The organism is Streptomyces sp. NPDC030809, assembly GCF_055572195.1.
In genome coordinates this window covers 181997-199719 of record NZ_JBVIDV010000003.1, presented here as the reverse complement: position 1 = coordinate 199719, position 17723 = coordinate 181997, and the positions used below count along the sequence as shown (strand labels likewise).

The following is a 17723-nucleotide window of genomic DNA, read 5'->3' as shown; positions in this document are numbered from 1 at the left end:
ACGTTGGTCCCGTGTGCCGGGCCGGATCCCGGGTCAGCGCTTCTCGGCCTGGAGCCGGGCCACGTACGCCGCGGCCTGCGAGCGGCGCTCCATGCCGAGCTTGGACAGCAGGCTGGACACGTAGTTCTTGATCGTCTTCTCGGCCAGGTGCAGCCGCTCGCCGATCACCCGGTTCGTCAGCCCCTCGCCGATCAGGTCGAGGATCTTGCGCTCCTGCTCGGTGAGGTTCGCGAGCCGGTCGTCGCCCTTGCCGTTCTTGCCGTCGCGCAGCCGCTCCAGCACCCGGGCGGTGGCCACCGGGTCCAGCAGGGACTTCCCGGCCGCCACGTCGCGCACCGCGTTCAGCAGCTCGTTGCCCCGGATCGCCTTCAGGACGTATCCCGAGGCCCCGGCCATGATCGCGTCGAACAGCGCCTCGTCGTCCGCGAACGAGGTCAGCATCAGGCACTTGATGTCCTCGTTCTGCGAGCGGACCTCCCGGCACACCTCGACCCCGCTGCCGTCCGGGAGCCGTACGTCGAGGACCGCGACGTCGGGCCGGGTGGCCGGAATGCGCACCAAAGCGTCGGCGGCCGTGCCGGCCTCACCCACCACTTCGATGTCCGATTCGCTCGACAGCAGCTCATAGACGCCCCGACGTACCACTTCGTGGTCGTCAAGCAGGAATACAGTGATTTTTCCGTCTTCGCGCACTACGCCAGTTTCACATACTCACCCCTTCCCTGCCGCAGTTACCCGGGATAACGTGCCGTTGTTCCGGCCCCCTGCAAGGCTGTGACCAGTGGTTGTTCCAGAAACCTCGGATTTACTTGGAAATCCAAGTAAAAACGCAGGTCAGATGGGGTTTCGCAGTTCTGCGGGCTGCTGGGTAACGTGCTTGGTGCAGGGCACTCGCCGGGGCGACTGTCACGCCTGATTCCCGTCAAGCCGCACCCACCCCGTGCGCCTGTACGGATCCAGGCGAGCCGCACTGGTCCCCGGACGACCCCGGGTGCCGGACCGACGGAGGAGCACACGTGACCGTGGAGAGCACTGCCGCGCGCAAGCCGCGACGCAGCAGCGGCACCAAGCGAGCGGCGGGCGCGGGCGCCCGCAAGAGCGCCGCTGCCACCCAGAGTGCCGAGCCCCAGCTCGTACAGCTGCTGACGCCCGAAGGGGAGCGGGTCGAGGACGCACAGTCCTCGGAATTCGCCCCCTACGTCGCCGACATCACCGCCGACGACCTGCGCGGGCTGTACCGCGACATGGTCCTGACCCGCCGTTTCGACTCGGAGGCCACCGCCCTGCAGCGCCAGGGCGAACTGGGACTGTGGGCCTCCCTGCTCGGCCAGGAAGCCGCCCAGATCGGCTCCGGCCGCGCCCTGCGGGACGACGACTACGTCTTTCCGACCTACCGCGAGCACGGCGTCGCCTGGTGCCGCGGGGTGGACCCCACCAACCTGCTGGGCATGTTCCGCGGCGTGAACCACGGCGGCTGGGACCCCAACGGCAACAACTTCCACCTGTACACCATCGTGATCGGCTCGCAGACCCTGCACGCGACCGGCTACGCCATGGGCATCACCAAGGACGGCGCCGACTCCGCGGTCATCGCCTACTTCGGCGACGGCGCCTCCAGCCAGGGCGACGTCAACGAGGCCTTCACCTTCTCGGCGGTCTACAACGCCCCCGTGGTGTTCTTCTGCCAGAACAACCAGTGGGCGATCTCCGAGCCCACCGAGCGCCAGACCCGCGTCCCGCTCTACCAGCGTGCCTCCGGCTTCGGCTTCCCCGGCGTCCGCGTGGACGGCAACGACGTCCTGGCCTGCCTGGCCGTGACCCGCTGGGCCCTGGAGCGCGCCCGCAACGGCGAGGGCCCGACCCTGGTCGAGGCGTTCACCTACCGCATGGGTGCCCACACCACCTCCGACGACCCGACGAAGTACCGCCGGGACGAGGAGCGCGCCGCCTGGGAGCACAAGGACCCGATCGAGCGCCTGAAGAGCCACCTGCTGGCCTCCGGCGGCGCCGACGAGGCCTTCTTCGAGGAGCTGGAGGCCGAGAGCGAGACCCTCGGCAAGCGGGTCCGCGAGGCCGTGCGCGCCATGCCCGACCCGGACACCATGGCCATCTTCGAGAACGTCTACGCGGACGGACACGCGCTCGTCGACGAGGAGCGCGCCCAGTTCGCCGCCTACCTCGCGTCCTTCGAGGAGGGCAACTGACCATGGCCATCGAAAAGATGTCGATCGCGAAGGCGCTCAACGAGTCGCTGCGCAAGGCCCTCGACACGGACCCGAAGGTCCTGATCATGGGCGAGGACGTCGGCAAGCTCGGCGGCGTCTTCCGTATCACCGACGGTCTGCAGAAGGACTTCGGCGAGGAGCGGGTCATCGACACCCCGCTCGCCGAGTCCGGCATCGTCGGCACCGCCATCGGCCTGGCCCTGCGCGGCTACCGGCCGGTCGTGGAGATCCAGTTCGACGGCTTCGTCTTCCCGGCGTACGACCAGATCGTCACGCAGCTCGCGAAGATGCACGCCCGCGCCCTCGGCAAGGTCAAGATGCCGGTCGTCGTGCGCATCCCGTACGGCGGTGCGATCGGCGCCGTCGAGCACCACTCCGAGTCCCCCGAGGCGCTGTTCGCGCACGTGGCCGGCCTCAAGGTGGTCTCCCCCTCGAACGCCTCCGACGCGTACTGGATGCTCCAGCAGGCCATCCAGAGCGACGACCCGGTGATCTTCTTCGAGCCCAAGCGCCGCTACTGGGACAAGGGCGAGGTGGACGTCGAGGCCATCCCCGGCGAGCTCCACAAGGCGCGCGTGGCGCGGGAGGGCAGCGACCTGACCCTCGCCGCGTACGGCCCGATGGTGAAGCTGTGCCTGGAGGCCGCCGCGGCCGCCGCCGAGGAGGGCAAGTCGGTCGAGGTCGTGGACCTGCGCTCGATGTCCCCGATCGACTTCGACGGGGTGCAGGCCTCGGTCGAGAAGACCCGCCGCCTGGTGATCGTCCACGAGGCCCCGGTCTTCCTGGGCGTGGGCTCGGAGATCGCCGCTCGCATCACGGAGCGCTGCTTCTACCACCTGGAGGCGCCGGTGCTGCGCGTCGGCGGTTTCCACACGCCGTACCCGCCGGCCCGCCTGGAGGACGAGTACCTGCCGGGCCTGGACCGCGTGCTCGACGCCGTCGACCGCTCGCTGGCGTACTGAGGAGAGGTCCGTGACGACGATGACGACGAACAGCGCGGTCCGCGAGTTCAAGATGCCCGACGTGGGCGAGGGCCTCACCGAGGCCGAGATCCTCAAGTGGTACGTCCAGCCCGGTGACACCGTCACCGACGGCCAGGTCGTGTGCGAGGTGGAGACGGCGAAGGCGGCCGTGGAGCTGCCGATCCCGTTCGACGGGGTGGTCGCCGAGCTGCGCTTCCCCGAGGGCACCACGGTGGACGTGGGCCAGGTGATCATCACGGTGGACACCGGTGAGGGCGGCGGCGCCGCGGTCCCGGCCCCCGCCGCCGCTGCCGCCGCCGCGCCCGCCGCTGCGGCCGAGGAGGCCGAGCCGGAGGGCCGCCAGCCGGTGCTGGTGGGCTACGGGGTCCAGCAGGGCTCCTCCAAGCGCCGCCCGCGGAAGGCTCCCGCCGGTGCGCCGGCCGCTGCCGCCGCTCCTGCGGCTCCCGCGGCGGCGGTCCCGGCCCCGGCCGCGCCGGTGGTCCCGGCCCCCGCCGGCCCGGTCACCCTCAACGGGCAGAACGGCCACGCGGCCGCGGGCGAGCGCCCGCTCGCCAAGCCGCCGGTCCGCAAGCTCGCCAAGGACCTGGGCATCGACCTCGCCGCGGTGGTCCCCACCGGCCCCGGCGGGATCATCACCCGCGAGGACGTCCACGCGGCCGCCGCCCCGGCCCCGGCCGCCGCCCCGGTCGCCGAGGCCCCGGCCCCGGCTGCCGCCCCGGCCCCGGTCGCGGCTCCGGTCGCGGTTCCGGCCGCTGCCGCGGAGCCCGGCGCGCGGGAGACCCGTATCCCCGTCAAGGGCGTACGGAAGGCCACCGCGGCGGCGATGGTCGGCTCGGCCTTCACCGCCCCGCACGTCACCGAGTTCATCACCCTCGACGTGACGCGCACGATGAAGCTGGTCCAGGAGCTCAAGGCCGACCCGGACCTCGCGGGCCTGCGGATCAACCCGCTGCTGCTCATCGCGAAGGCGGTGCTCGTCGCCGTCCGCCGCAACCCGGAGGTCAACGCCTCCTGGGACGAGGCGAACCAGGAGATCGTGCTCAAGCACTACGTGAACCTGGGCATCGCCGCGGCCACCCCGCGCGGCCTGATCGTCCCGAACATCAAGGACGCCCACGCCAAGACCCTCGCGGAGCTCTCGCAGTCCCTGTCCGACCTGGTCGGCACGGCCCGCGAGGGCAAGACCTCCCCGTCGGACATGCAGGGCGGCACCCTGACGATCACCAACGTCGGCGTCTTCGGCGTGGACACCGGTACGCCGATCATCAACCCGGGCGAGTCCGCGATCCTGGCGGTCGGCGCGATCAAGGCGCAGCCGTGGGTCCACAAGGGCAAGGTCAAGGCCCGCCAGGTCACCACCCTGGCCCTCTCCTTCGACCACCGCCTGATCGACGGCGAACTGGGCTCCAAGTTCCTGGCCGACATCGCCGCCGTCCTGGAACACCCCCGCCGCCTGATCACCTGGTCGTAACGGCACCCAGAGCACAACGGAAGGGCCCCCGCCGACAAAGGCGGGGGCCCTTCGGGCTTTCATCTCATGATCAGCCGATGGCTTGGAAGGCGTTCCAGCCGCCGGTGCCGACGACGGTGCCGGGCCCTGTGATCCCTCGGTAGAAGTAGAGCTTTCCGTCTCCTGTGGTGGCCCACGCGTCGGGCTTGCCATCGGTGTCGGCGTAGCCGTGGGGGGCGGCGGCGAGAAGCGGACGGCTGGCGGGCGTCCAACTCGTCCCGATGACGGTGGAGACGCTGCCGGAGCCGAGTCCTTCGCCGTTCGGGCCGGTGCCGGGGTAGAGCTTGAGCTCGCCGTTGGCACGGTCACGGGCGATCAGGTCGATTCGGCCGTCGCCGCTGCGGTCTCCGGGGGCGGCGAGGTCGTGGGTGGACCAGCCGCCGTTGCCGATGAGGACTGGCTCGCGTTCCGCGTCGAGGATGCCGGAGGCGGAGCCGAAGTAGAGCCAGAGCTGGTTGCCTTGCTTGACCAGGAGGTCGGGATAGCCGGCGACCTCGGGTTCGGGGTCGCTGTCGGTGTTCAGAGGCCCGTCGACGTCTCCGATGGCGAGGATCTGGTCGGCGTTGTACCAGTGGTTGTTGTCCTCGTTGTGGACCTTGAGTTCGACCGTCGGCGTAAGGCACTGCTGGGAGGCGCCGTCGGCCTGTTCATTGCGGGCGGTGCAGGCGTAGCCGACACCGTTGTTCGGATACACGGCGAGTTGGCGCTTGCCCTCGGGGCCGGGCGTGGTGGCAACGAGGTCCTCGAAACCGTCGTTGGTCCAGTCGCCGCGGTGGGTGATGAGTGCATCGGTGAAGTCGGTACCGCTGGCGACGGTGGCGGGGGCGAGGTAGCCGTTGCCCTGGCCGGGGTAGAGCAGGAGGTCGCCGGTGGGCTTGAGGGCGTACAGGTCGCTGTTGCCGTCACCGTTGAGGTCGCCCGGCTTGTCGGGAGTGGCGGGGCTGTTGGCGTAGAAGAAGTAGATGGCCCGGACCGAGCGGTTGCCGCCTGCGTCGATGCTGCGTGCGTGAAGGGTGTGCAGCCCGGCCGACGGCGGCTTCAGGTAGACCTCCGCCAGGTCGGCCATCCCCTCCCAGCCGTCGGGGTGCTCCTTGCGGAGTGCGGTCCGTACCGTGGGGTCCCAGTCCGTCCAGTACTCGTACTTGACGATGTCCGAGACGCGGCCGTTGGTGAGGTTGAACAGGGCCGTGGTGCGGGCCGGGCCGGTCTGAGCGGGCCAGCCGTCGGACCCGTCGGGGAACACGTAGGAGTTGATGCCGGGCGGCTGGCTGGGGACGGCGCCGTCGTACGTGAAGTGGCACTGGGCAGTGAAGTTGCTGTTCAGGCTGCCGTCCTCGGCGCGGACCCACCAGGTGAAGGTGCCGTTTTTGCCGAGCCCGGCCTTGCCAAGCAGTTCTTCGAGTCTGGCTTTCGTGACGAGCAGGCTGGCAGGCTGGCCGCTGGATCTGGCGACGGTGATGTTGACCTCGTTGTCGGCACCTCCGTGGCCCGTGGGCCACAGAACGAAGCGGGCGTTGACGGTGCCGCCGTCGGGGTCGGAGACGCGGCCGGCGATGAGTTTGACGTCACCGCTGCCGAGGACTTCGTACGGGGTGGTGGTGCCGCAGTTGTCGCCGCTGTCGGGGTAGGTGTAGAGGCCCTTGGGCGTGTCCGGGTAGGTGTTGTACTCGGTTTCCATCACGGCTGATTTGGCGTCGAACTTCTTCCAGCCGTAGACATCCGACTCGTCCCCGGCGACCAGTCCGATCGTCACGTCGGGCTTCTTGTTGGTCGCGGCCCAGGTGGCGGCGTTGATGACGTCGAAGGCGAGGTTTCCGCCGGGGCAGGAACTGCTCCAGCCCTTGGCGTCCACGACGGTGGGTCCGAGCTGCCCGTACCAGGCAGGGGAGTTCGCCCAGGTGGTGGCGCTGGAGATCGGCCCGGCGCGGAAGGCGATGATCGGCTTCTTCTGACAGGACCAGGACCAGGTGTTCTTGATCCGGAACGTGGACTTTGTGATCTTCTTGCGGGTGTTCCAGAGGTTGCCGGTCTTCAGGGTGAAGTAGGAACGGGCGCGGCCGTCCGTCCAGTCCTCCTGGCCGACGCGGGCGATGGTGGTCCCGTTGGTGCCGTCGCCGTTGACCCAGCCTGCCCCGTTGACGTAGGAGGTGTTCGGGGTCGGCCTGTACGTCATGGCCCAGGTGACGAGGTCACCGTCGATCGGCGGGTCGATGTAGACCGGATAGTTCGTCCCGGGGCCCCGCAGGATTGCCTGGTCCGGGGTGAGGGTGAGCCGGTTCTTGGTGAGGGAGACGTCCATGGACGCCTGCTGGGCCCCGCTGCCGGGCTCGAACTCGTCCGCGGGCGCCGGGGCGGACTGCTCCGTGCCGCTCGGGGCGGACTGCGCGGCCGCCTTCGCGCCTGACGCGGCGGTCTGGCTGGTGGAGCTGTCCCACATGCGCGGGGTGGGCGCGCGGAAGACCTCCTGCCCTGCCGGGTTGAGCGCACGGAGGTTGCCGTGCTCGTCCGCCGAGACGTCCACTCCGTCAGCGGTCAGGGAGAAGTTGAGGGTGTTCAGCGCCGGATTGGCCGCGGCCTCGGCCGACTTGACGACCAGCAGGTGGGTGAAGCCCGAGGAGCCGGCCCGCAGTTTCAGGTCCACGCCCGGCAGGACCTCGGCGTAAGTCGCGGTGTCGCTCTCGATGGTGGGCGCAGGCAGCGGTGCGGGCCAGGAGAGGGCGAGTTTGCGCCCGGCACGGGTGATCGTCGCGAGGGGCCCCTGGCCTCCGCCGGAGAACTCCAGTCCCACCGTGGTCGCCTGCGGCTTCACACTGCCGCCGGGGCTGCGGCGGAGCGTGGTGTCGATGTCGACGAGGCTGCCGTTCTGACGGGTCCACTGCGGGACGGCGTACCTCTGCTCCGTGAAGCTGCCGGAGGGGTTGGCGAACACCTGGGACGTCTCGGTGCGCCGGGACATCAGCTCTACGCGGACCCCTGTTTCCGCCGCCTTCTCAACGGCCTCGGATTCCTCCCTGCTTTCGCTTGAGAGCGTTGAGGGATCGGAGACTGCTTCGCTCGCGATGGCCGGTGACTGAAAGGCAGGCGCAGCGATGAAAGCCCCCACCAGCAGCGCCGAAACCAACCCTCCCGTCCGGGTCTTTTTTCTTCTCATTGTCCAGTTTTCCACAATTCGCTCCCCTCCCGGTTTGGACAGACCAACTCGCACCCTAAAACACAACCTCACCAGCCCCGCTGCGGTCCAGGTGTGACCTTGTGGGGCGTCGGGCGTGTCGCCTTGTTATGGCTCAAAGGCGCCAGAAATATCGGGGCGATCGCGGATGAACAGAGCAAGAGCCCGGGGCGTCGACTGCATATACGGCTTGTTCCTTTTGGCTGGAGCGGAATAATCCGGTTTTCCTTGAGAGGGGCCCTGTTACCGTCCCGAGCGGCAGCCCCGTAGCTGCCGGTAAATCGGGGGATGAAGACGGGAAACAGGGGTGGGTGAATGAACAGAAGAAAGCTGCCCGCAGTGCTGCGCCAGATGGCCGGTCTGCTGGCGCTCTTCCTTTTTGCAGGCCTCATAGGAGGGCCTGTGGCCGCAGCGGCGGAGCTCTCGCTGCTGAAACTGAAGAAACCGGATCCCGTGCCGGTTGAGAAGGTCGGAAGAAAGTCCCCGGTCGCCGCGCACGGCGGCGGGGCGACATCAGCCAGGCCGCCCCAGGCCGCCTGGCCCACGCCCGGCGCCGCGACCGCCGAGTCCGGTGCGAAGAAGCCGGCGAAGGCCGGCTCGCTGCCCGTCAGTCTGCGCTCCACAGCAGCCCGGCAGGCCCGCATCCAGACCCTTGACCAGGACACTGCGCGAAAGCTGGGCATCGCAGGTGTCGTCTTCGCCGTCCGCCCCCTGGCGGGTCCCAAGGCGAAAGCAGAGATCAAGGTCGACTACTCCAGATTCGCCGGCGCCTACGGCGGCGCATGGAGCACGCGACTCGTGCTCCGGCAGCTCCCGGCCTGTGCGCTCTCGACTCCCGGCGCGAAGGGATGCGCCTCCGGTCGCATGCTGAAGAGCCGCAACAACCCCTCCGCGAACACCGTATCCGCAGAGGCGGAACTCCCCTCAGCGAGCCTTGCCGCCACCGGTGCAGGCGCGGAACCCGTGTCCAAGGCCGTCAGCGGCGCCCGCTCGGTGACCGGGCTGACCGCCGCCTCCGGCACGCTTCTGTTCGCGCTGGACGCCGCGCCTTCCGGCCCTTCCGGCAGCTTCGCCGCGACTCCGCTGTCCCCGTCGGCATCGTGGACGGCCGGTGGCTCCAACGGCTCGTTCAACTGGAGCTACGACATCGACACCCCGGACGTGGCCGGCGGCCTCAGCCCGGACCTGAGCCTGTCGTACTCCTCCCAGTCGATCGACGGCCGTACGGCGGCGACGAACAACCAGGCCAACTGGGTCGGCGACGGCTGGTCACTCGACCCCGGGTTCATCGAGCGTCGCTACGTACCCTGCACGGACGACAAGACGGGCAGCAACAATGCCACGGCCAAGGTCGGCGACCTCTGCTGGAAGAAGGACAACGCCGTCCTGAACCTGGGCGGCAAGACCAGCACCCTCATCTGGGACACCGCGTCGAAGACCTGGCACCTGGAGGGCGACGACGGCACGAAGATCTCCAAGGTCGCGAGCACCACCAACAACAACGGCGATGACAACGGCGAGTACTGGCGGGTCACCACACCGGACGGCACCCGCTACTACTTCGGCCTCAACCGGGCCAAGGGCTGGGCCGAGGGCGACGCCGAGACGAACTCTGCCTGGACCGTGCCCGTCTACGGCAACCACGCAGGCGAGCCCTGCTACGACGCGGCGTTCAAGGATGCCTGGTGCCAGCAGGCGTGGCGCTGGAACCTGGACCTGGTCGTCGACCCCCACGGCGACGCGATGGTCTACTACTGGGCCAAGGAGGGCAACTACTACGGCCGCAACGTCAACCCCGACACCGGTGCCTCCACGGCCACGCCGTACACGCGCGGCGGCTACCTGAAGCGCATCGAGTACGGCCTCCGTTCCACGGACTACTACGCGAAGCCGGCGGCCAAGGTGGACTTCACCGTCACCGAACGCTGCTTCACCGGCTGCGGCACGTTCGACAAGGACAACGCCAAGAACTGGCAGGACGTCCCCTTCGACCAGTACTGCGCTTCCGGCACGGAGTGCAAGGACCGCTACTCGCCGTCCTTCTGGACTCGCAAGCGCCTGACCGGGATCGACACCTCGGTCCTGGTCGGCACCACGTACTCGCCGGTCGACTCCTGGGACCTGGTACAGAAGTTCATCGAGCCCGGCACGGACGAGCCGCTGTGGCTGTCCTCGATCACGCGGACGGGTGCCACCCCGAACAGTGCCCCCGGCACCCCGCCCGCCTCGGTGGCCACTTCGCTGCCCGCCGTCACCTTCGAGCCCGTCAAGCTGTCCAACCGCGTGGTGGGCGCCAACACCGGAGGCAAGTCCGACCCGTTGCCCTCCTACGCCCGGTACCGGGTCTCGGCGGTCGGCACGGAGTCCGGGGGCACGATCGGCGTAACCTACTCGGCACCCGACTGCAAGGCCGGTGACGTGCCGTCCCCCTCGTCCAACACGCGGCGGTGCTACCCCGTGATGTGGTCGCCACCGGACGCCCCGGCAGCCGAGTACGAGCCCTACCTCGACTGGTTCCACGCCTACGTGGTCACGCAGGTGCTGGAGCAGGACGGTACCGAGATCGGCACCGCCAAGCAGACCAACTACAGCTACAAGGACGGGATGGCCTGGGCCAAGGCCAAGGACGACGAGTTCACCCAGGCCAAGCACCTCACCTACGGCGACCGCCGCGGCTTCGGACGGCTCCAGACCCGTACCGGCGCCGGCTCGGAACAGCGCACGCTGAGCGAGACGCGGTTCTTCCGCGGCATCACCGGTGCCAAGGTCAAGGACTTCGAGGGCGTCGAGGTCGCCGACCAGGAGCCGTTCGCGGGCATGATCCGCGCCGAGGCCACGTACAACGGTGACGGCGGCGAGCTGGAGAGCACCAGCAGCCTCACGCCGTGGATGTCGAAGACGCCGACCGCCACGGAGACGCGGGCCGAGGGCCTGCCGTCGCTCTACGCGTACGCCACAGGCGATTCAAAGGAGCGCGCACGCACCGCTGTCGGCACCGGCTGGCGCACCACCGAGAAGGAATGGCTGCACGACGAGTACGGCCGGGTCTTCTCCGAGTCGGACAGCGGTGACGTGGACAAGGGCGGTGACGAGGAGTGCACCACGACCACGTACACGCCCGAGGGCACCTACATCCTCGGCCTGGCCTCCGAAGTCAAGGTCGTCTCGGTTCCCTGCGGCCAGCCCGCGCTGCCTGCTGACCTGGTCTCCGTCAAGCGCAACTACTACGACGACGCCACCACTCTGACCACGGCGCCCGTCGAGGGTAACGTGACGCGCCGCGAGGAGCAGGACGCGGCCGGCACCGGTTTCCAGACCGTCTCCACGCACACGTACGACATCCACGGCCGTGAGCTGACCACCAAGAACGCGCTCGGCGACACGGTGAGCACCGTCGTCTACACCCCCGCCACCGTCGCGCCTCCGGTCACGAAGACCGAGACCAACGCCCTCGACCAGACCACCACGACCACCTACAACCCCAAGCGCGGGGTTCCGGTGACCGTCGTGGACGCGAACGGCAAGCGCACCGATGCCTCCCATGACGGCCTCGGCCGGGTCACGGAGGTCTGGCAGCCCGGCTGGTCCATGGCCGACCACCCGACCCAGCCGTCCGCCGCGTACGAATACAAGATCTCCAAGACGGACATCAACGCCGTCACCACCAAGACCCTCAAGAGCGACGGCAACTACCAGACCACCTACAGCCTGTACGACGGCCTGCTGCGCGAGCGGCAGACCCAGGCCTGGGCCAACGGCACCCAGGACAGCATCGTCACCGAGACCCACTACGACAGCCACGGCTGGGCCCGGCATACCTTCGACCCCTACTACGCGGAGGGAGCCCCGTCGGCCAAGCTCGTGACGGCGAAGGCCATGAACGAGCTGCCGTCGGTCACCGAGAACACCTTCGACGGCACGGGCCGCATCACCAAGTCCGTGAAGCTGAAGTTCTCCGTGCCCCAGTCGCAGACCACCACCACATACGAGGGCGACCGCACCACGGTCGTGCCCCCGCAGGGCGGCACTGCCACCACCACCGTCACCGACGCCCAGGGCCGGACCACCCAGCTGATCCGCTACGCCGGAGCCGGGCTCACCGACCCGCGCACGACCACCTACCGCTACGACAGCAACGACCAGCCGACGTCGATGACCGACCCGGCCGGCAACACGTGGACCTACACGTTCGACTTCCGCGGCCGGCAGACCAAGGTCGACGACCCGGACAAGGGCATCGCCACCACCACGTACGACGTCCTCGACCGCCCGGTGACCACCAAGGACGCGCGCGGCATCACCCTGACCACCGGCTACGACGCGCTGGGCCGCAAGACCGACCTCAAGCAGGGCACCACGGTCCTCGCCAAGTGGACGTACGACACCCTCGCCAAGGGGCAGCTGACCAGCAGCACCCGGTACGCGGGCGGCGCGGCGTACGTCACGGCGGTGAACGGCTACAACGACCGCTACCAGCCCACGTCCACCACGGTGACCGTCCCGACGGGTGCGGGTGCTCTGGCGGGCAGCTACACCTGGAAGTACAGCTACGACGAGAAGACCGGTCTGCTCGAATCGACCCTCAACCCGGCCGTTGGCGACGTTCCCTCCGAGTACGTCACGACCAGGTACAACGAAGACGACCAGCCGATGCGCCTGAGCAACGGCGGCGCGATCCTCGTCTCCAACACCATCTACGACGCCTTCTCCCGCCCCGTCAGGACAGAATTCGGCCCTCTCGGCAAGAAGGTCTACTCAACCCAGGTCTACGACGAGCACACTGGCCGCATGATCCGCCAGGTGACCGACCGCGACCTCGCCCCGCAGCGGATCGACGACCGCACCTACGCCTACGACCCGTCCGGCAACCTGACCGGTCTCAAGACGGTGAGCGGGCAGGATGCCCAGAAGTCCACTGACACCCAGTGCTTCGCCCAGGACGCACTCGGCCAGATGACGCAGGCATGGACCGCCAAGTCCGACTGCTCCACGGCTCCGTCCGCGACCTCGGTCGGCGGTCCGGACGCGTACTGGCTGTCCTTCGGCTACGACAAGATCGGCAACCGCACCACCCAGACCGACCACGGCACCGGCACCTCCCTGGGCACGGATGTCCGCACCACCTACACCGTGCCCGCGCCGGCTCCCGGGGTGGACCGGCCGCACGCCGTGCAGAAGACGACAATCACCGGGGGTCCGGACAACGGCCGGACCGGAACCTACGTCTACGACAACGCCGGCAACACCACCCAGCGGCCCACCGGTGACGGAAACCAGACCCTGACCTGGGACGCCGAAGGCCACCTCGCCACGCTCACCGAAGCCGGCAAGACCACCAGCTACACCTACGACGCCGAAGGCAACCGCCTCCTCGCCAAGAACGGCGACGGCACCAGCGTCCTCACCCTCCCGAACGGCAACGAACTCACCCTCAACGCCAACGGAACCAAGACCGGCACCCGCTACTACAGCCACAACGGCCAGACCGTCGCCGTCAACAACGGCGGAACGGTCTCCTACCTGCTCGGAGACCACCACGGCACCGCCCTCACGGCAGTCGCGGTGGGAACCCTGGCCATCACCCGGCGCAAGCAGCTGCCCTTCGGCGGCGTACGCGACGGCCTGTCCACCACGAGCTCCTTCGGATCCCGCGGTTTCGTGGGCGGCACCTCCGACCCGTCCGGTCTGACGCACCTCGGAGCCCGTGAGTACGACCCCGACACGGGCCGCTTCCTCTCCGTCGACCCGCTGATGATCACCTTCGACCCGCGCCAGCACAACGCGTACAGCTACGGCAACAACAACCCGGTCACCTTCTCCGACCCCACGGGCGAAGCGTTCCCGGAGTGCCAGAGCGGCCAGTACGTCTGCAAGGACAAGGGCACCACGGTCGTCGGATACGGAAAGAACTACAAGAAGCAGACCCAGGCCTCCGGCGGCACCCTCGCCCCCGGCTGGGTCAACCAGCAGCGCCAGGAGTACCTCGCCTGCCAGCGCGACCCGGACTGCCGCAACGCTTCGTCCGGCCCGAAGGGTACTGGGAATACCAGGGCCGAGGAACAACGCCGCAAGGTGACGCACACCCTTGGCGTCATCCAACGGGGCCTGTCTAGCGTGCGAGGTGCGGTTGGCCTGGCCAAGCATGCTGATGCTTGGTTCGAAGAGCGTCATAGAGAACTTGCAGATGGCGCAAAAGCGGCAGGCCTATGGCTGTGGAAGAATCGCGGCATGGTGGTGTCGGGTATTGCCACCGGAGCCTGTTTCTTCCCCGCTGTCGGATGGGCTTCCTGTGCCGGTCTGCAGGCAATAGCCCTTGGTGTGCGGATGGAACAGAGAGCGCACGAGCAGGGTGGTTGGAAAAAGACCTGGAAGGCTAACGCTGCCGATACCGTAATTTCAGCAGGTTCTTTCGGTGCGGGATCTGCCCTTCGTTACGCGAAATTTGGCCGGCTTTCGCGGTGGCGCGAACCCATGAGGGCTCCGAGCTTCTGGGAGGGGGCTGCCTGGCGGGGCGGCGAGGCTTACCATCCCTTGTATCAGGTGGCGGTTGGCGCACCTTCCATCGCAAACATCTTTCGAGAGGATCCGTAGATTTGCGCGATCAAGACTCCCTGCGGAGCAGTTGGAATCTCCTGGTAGCTGGGCTCGGGCTTCTAGCCTTAGCGCTGGGGGCGGCGGCGCTAGTAAATTTCGGCTGGCGTGGCTCTGAGTTCACCCTGACGGTGCTGCTCGGTGGAGGGGCCTGGGCTTCCTTTCGTGCTCCGCTGGCGCGCGTGAGTTTTGACGCGGCGGGGGTGCGCTACCGGGGGATCGTTAGATCCCGGAACATCCAATGGAGCAGCATTGAGGATGTTGTCTGCGAAAGGCGGGGAGGGAGTCTGGTTCAAACATCCGTACCCGTCATAAATTTGGCGGGGGGTAAGGGTGTAGAGCTCAGTATCCTGGCTGGGTATAGCTCTGCCGACGGCTCGGACAATCAGCGCGTAGTTGATCAGGTGTCTGATCTGCGTCGGGCACTTTGCGCCTTCCGAGCTCAATCGCGGTAATTGGTTCGAGTGGTGCGACACTCGTGATTGCCGCGTGTCATGACAAGGCCCCGGGGGTATCCCCGGGGCCTTGTCGTCTGCTCCATCTCTGTGCGTCTCGGCGCTTGGATGGCCCGCCGGGACCGTGTGTCTGAGGGTGCGGGAATTTTGGCACGTCCAAGCTAAAGGGGTGATTGAGGGCCGCGTGGGGGCAGGGGCATTGCAAAGTCTGATGATCTTGTGAGTGTGCTGATCGGGCGACGCCCAGGAGGTCGAGCGGGCGGGTGAACGGTTCGTAGGAGGCGTGCCGGAGGCCGGCGGCGACGTTCTGGTGCCCCGCGGCGCGGACGGTGTTGATCGCCAGGTTGCGCAGGGTTGCCATGTTCCCGGGGCCGTGGCCGGTTCGGATCTTCGAGGCGTCCTCGCGGAAGGTGGTGTCGCGGACGAAGTGGAGCCGGTTCTCGATGGTCCACTGCGAGCGGGCGAGGAGGCCGAGCCGGAGGGCCGCCAGCCGGTGCTGGTGGGCTACGGGGTCCAGCAGGGCTCCTCCAAGCGCCGCCCGCGGAAGGCTCCCGCCGGTGCGCCGGCCGCTGCCGCCGCTCCTGCGGCTCCCGCGGCGGCGGTCCCGGCCCCGGCCGCGCCGGTGGTCCCGGCCCCCGCCGGCCCGGTCACCCTCAACGGGCAGAACGGCCACGCGGCCGCGGGCGAGCGCCCGCTCGCCAAGCCGCCGGTCCGCAAGCTCGCCAAGGACCTGGGCATCGACCTCGCCGCGGTGGTCCCCACCGGCCCCGGCGGGATCATCACCCGCGAGGACGTCCACGCGGCCGCCGCCCCGGCCCCGGCCGCCGCCCCGGTCGCCGAGGCCCCGGCCCCGGCTGCCGCCCCGGCCCCGGTCGCGGCTCCGGTCGCGGTTCCGGCCGCTGCCGCGGAGCCCGGCGCGCGGGAGACCCGTATCCCCGTCAAGGGCGTACGGAAGGCCACCGCGGCGGCGATGGTCGGCTCGGCCTTCACCGCCCCGCACGTCACCGAGTTCATCACCCTCGACGTGACGCGCACGATGAAGCTGGTCCAGGAGCTCAAGGCCGACCCGGACCTCGCGGGCCTGCGGATCAACCCGCTGCTGCTCATCGCGAAGGCGGTGCTCGTCGCCGTCCGCCGCAACCCGGAGGTCAACGCCTCCTGGGACGAGGCGAACCAGGAGATCGTGCTCAAGCACTACGTGAACCTGGGCATCGCCGCGGCCACCCCGCGCGGCCTGATCGTCCCGAACATCAAGGACGCCCACGCCAAGACCCTCGCGGAGCTCTCGCAGTCCCTGTCCGACCTGGTCGGCACGGCCCGCGAGGGCAAGACCTCCCCGTCGGACATGCAGGGCGGCACCCTGACGATCACCAACGTCGGCGTCTTCGGCGTGGACACCGGTACGCCGATCATCAACCCGGGCGAGTCCGCGATCCTGGCGGTCGGCGCGATCAAGGCGCAGCCGTGGGTCCACAAGGGCAAGGTCAAGGCCCGCCAGGTCACCACCCTGGCCCTCTCCTTCGACCACCGCCTGATCGACGGCGAACTGGGCTCCAAGTTCCTGGCCGACATCGCCGCCGTCCTGGAACACCCCCGCCGCCTGATCACCTGGTCGTAACGGCACCCAGAGCACAACGGAAGGGCCCCCGCCGACAAAGGCGGGGGCCCTTCGGGCTTTCCGGCCCCGAGCCCGGTGTCCAGCACCGGCCAACGCGATCGGATCCAGCCTCTTCGGCCAGGAGATCTACTCAACGCGGGTCTCCGACAAGCAGACTGACCACATGATCCGCCAGATGCCCGAAGTCGAGGCGCAACGTGCGCACGTGCGCGTTTGAGCGGACAATACGGCCAGGAGACAGGTGAGTTGAGATGGCGGAGTACGCGCGCCTCCTTTTCGGTGCGACTGTCGGACTCTTCATCGCCCTGGCGATTGTGGACGCCAGGGAGCGGAGGTCAAGGAAGAGCCCGCTCGTGTTGCTGAGGGTCGCACTCTTTGCGAGCACGGTGCTGACTGTCGGCGTGTGGATCGCCGGAGGCAGTGTCTGACCGTGGGCCATTCAGACACCCTCCGAAGCGCCTGGAACCTCCTGGTCGCCGGACTCGGCCTCGTTGCGCCCTCGTGCGGGGCTGCGGCGAGTTCAGTGAGTGACAGTTCCGGAGCGATGAGCATGGCGGCAAATAGCGGATGCCCGAGAGGGGAAACCGGAAAGCGTGCCTTCCCACGATGTGATTCTCCGAAGGTCGTCCATGAGGGTGCTCTCTTGGTCCTTGCTCCTGGCGATCGGCGGCATCATGGCCGTCGCGGTTGCATCGGTCTTCTCCAAGAATGGGATTGCGCGAGGCGCCTACGGGGTATCCGTTTACCTGACGCTCTCTTTCGTGGTGGGGAGGATCGCTTCGGCTAAACTGATTCTCACTCCGACAACCCTGAAGGTAGTCAATCCTGTCACCACCTACTTCATTCCTCGTGGAGATGTGGCGTGGGTGCGTGTCGGTAATGACGGCACGCTCCGGATCTCACTTCGTGGAGGTAAGGAGATCTCGGTGTTCGCCTTCAGTGGCTCCTTGATCGACCGATTTATCGGCAGTGCCGGAATGGCCGAACTGAGGGTGAAGGAGTGGGCATCGGCGGCTAGATTCGAGTCGAATGCAACCCGGTATTCTGAAATTGTCAAGAAAGCTACCAGGTGTCTACCGGCAGATATTTCACTGCTCTCCGCAGCCGTGGTCGCAGGCGCAAGCCACATGTCAACCATGTTCTGACTGGATTACTTGCTTTCATCGGACTGC

At 68.2% G+C, this 17723-nt stretch carries 8 protein-coding genes and 1 pseudogene; 7 read left to right on the top strand and 2 right to left on the bottom strand.

Going from position 1 to position 17723, the window contains the following annotated elements:
• Positions 1-33 precede the first annotated feature (33 nt).
• The gene (locus tag ACZ407_RS05615; protein WP_468125739.1) at positions 34-693 is read right to left on the bottom strand and encodes a response regulator; all 660 of its coding nucleotides are present in this window, start codon (positions 691-693) and stop codon (positions 34-36) included.
• A 323-nt stretch (positions 694-1016) separates the two neighbouring features.
• Here ACZ407_RS05615 and pdhA point away from each other — a divergent pair, with 323 nt between their 5' ends.
• Genes pdhA through ACZ407_RS05600 form a run of 3 tightly spaced genes read left to right on the top strand, consistent with a single transcriptional unit; the run spans position 1017 to position 4679 of the window.
• Positions 1017-2204: a pyruvate dehydrogenase (acetyl-transferring) E1 component subunit alpha gene (gene pdhA, locus ACZ407_RS05610; RefSeq protein ID WP_468125738.1), complete on the top strand. Its 1188-nt coding sequence runs from the start codon at positions 1017-1019 to the stop codon at positions 2202-2204.
• Positions 2205-2206: 2 nt separating this feature from the next.
• A complete protein-coding gene (locus tag ACZ407_RS05605; protein WP_468125736.1) occupies positions 2207-3187 on the top strand; it encodes an alpha-ketoacid dehydrogenase subunit beta in 981 nt (326 codons plus the stop codon).
• A 19-nt stretch (positions 3188-3206) separates the two neighbouring features.
• Positions 3207-4679: a dihydrolipoamide acetyltransferase family protein gene (locus ACZ407_RS05600; protein WP_468126058.1), complete on the top strand. Its 1473-nt coding sequence runs from the start codon at positions 3207-3209 to the stop codon at positions 4677-4679.
• 70 nt (positions 4680-4749) lie between these two features.
• On the opposite strand, the gene ACZ407_RS05595 is transcribed toward ACZ407_RS05600, so the two are convergent.
• Complete coding sequence (locus ACZ407_RS05595; RefSeq protein WP_468125735.1) at positions 4750-7674, bottom strand: FG-GAP repeat domain-containing protein; 2925 nt, start codon at positions 7672-7674, stop codon at positions 4750-4752.
• 528 nt (positions 7675-8202) lie between these two features.
• On the opposite strand from ACZ407_RS05595, the gene ACZ407_RS05590 reads away from it, so the two are divergent.
• From ACZ407_RS05590 to ACZ407_RS05575, 4 genes and pseudogenes are all read left to right on the top strand, one after another.
• Positions 8203-14478, top strand: a complete 6276-nt coding sequence (locus tag ACZ407_RS05590) for an RHS repeat domain-containing protein (RefSeq protein ID WP_468125734.1) — start codon at positions 8203-8205, stop codon at positions 14476-14478.
• Positions 14479-15216: 738 nt separating this feature from the next.
• Positions 15217-16551 (top strand): annotated as a pseudogene (locus ACZ407_RS05585) (dihydrolipoamide acetyltransferase family protein); the annotation flags it as partial.
• 251 nt (positions 16552-16802) lie between these two features.
• Positions 16803-16979 carry a hypothetical protein gene (locus ACZ407_RS05580; protein WP_468125733.1) on the top strand — a complete coding sequence of 59 codons (177 nt, stop codon included), beginning with the start codon at positions 16803-16805 and terminating at the stop codon, positions 16977-16979.
• Positions 16980-17201: 222 nt separating this feature from the next.
• Positions 17202-17696, top strand: coding sequence for a hypothetical protein (locus ACZ407_RS05575; protein ID WP_468125731.1), 495 nt, complete (start codon positions 17202-17204; stop codon positions 17694-17696).
• Positions 17697-17723 lie beyond the last annotated feature (27 nt).

Coding starts and splice junctions, on each gene's coding strand:
- ACZ407_RS05595 (WP_468125735.1), bottom strand. CDS start 7,674: ATGTCCCGGCGCACCGAGACGTCCCAGGTGTTCGCCAACCCCTCCGGC.
- ACZ407_RS05580 (WP_468125733.1), top strand. CDS start 16,803: ATGGCGGAGTACGCGCGCCTCCTTTTCGGTGCGACTGTCGGACTCTTC.
- ACZ407_RS05600 (WP_468126058.1), top strand. CDS start 3,207: ATGACGACGAACAGCGCGGTCCGCGAGTTCAAGATGCCCGACGTGGGC.
- ACZ407_RS05605 (WP_468125736.1), top strand. CDS start 2,207: ATGGCCATCGAAAAGATGTCGATCGCGAAGGCGCTCAACGAGTCGCTG.
- ACZ407_RS05590 (WP_468125734.1), top strand. CDS start 8,203: ATGAACAGAAGAAAGCTGCCCGCAGTGCTGCGCCAGATGGCCGGTCTG.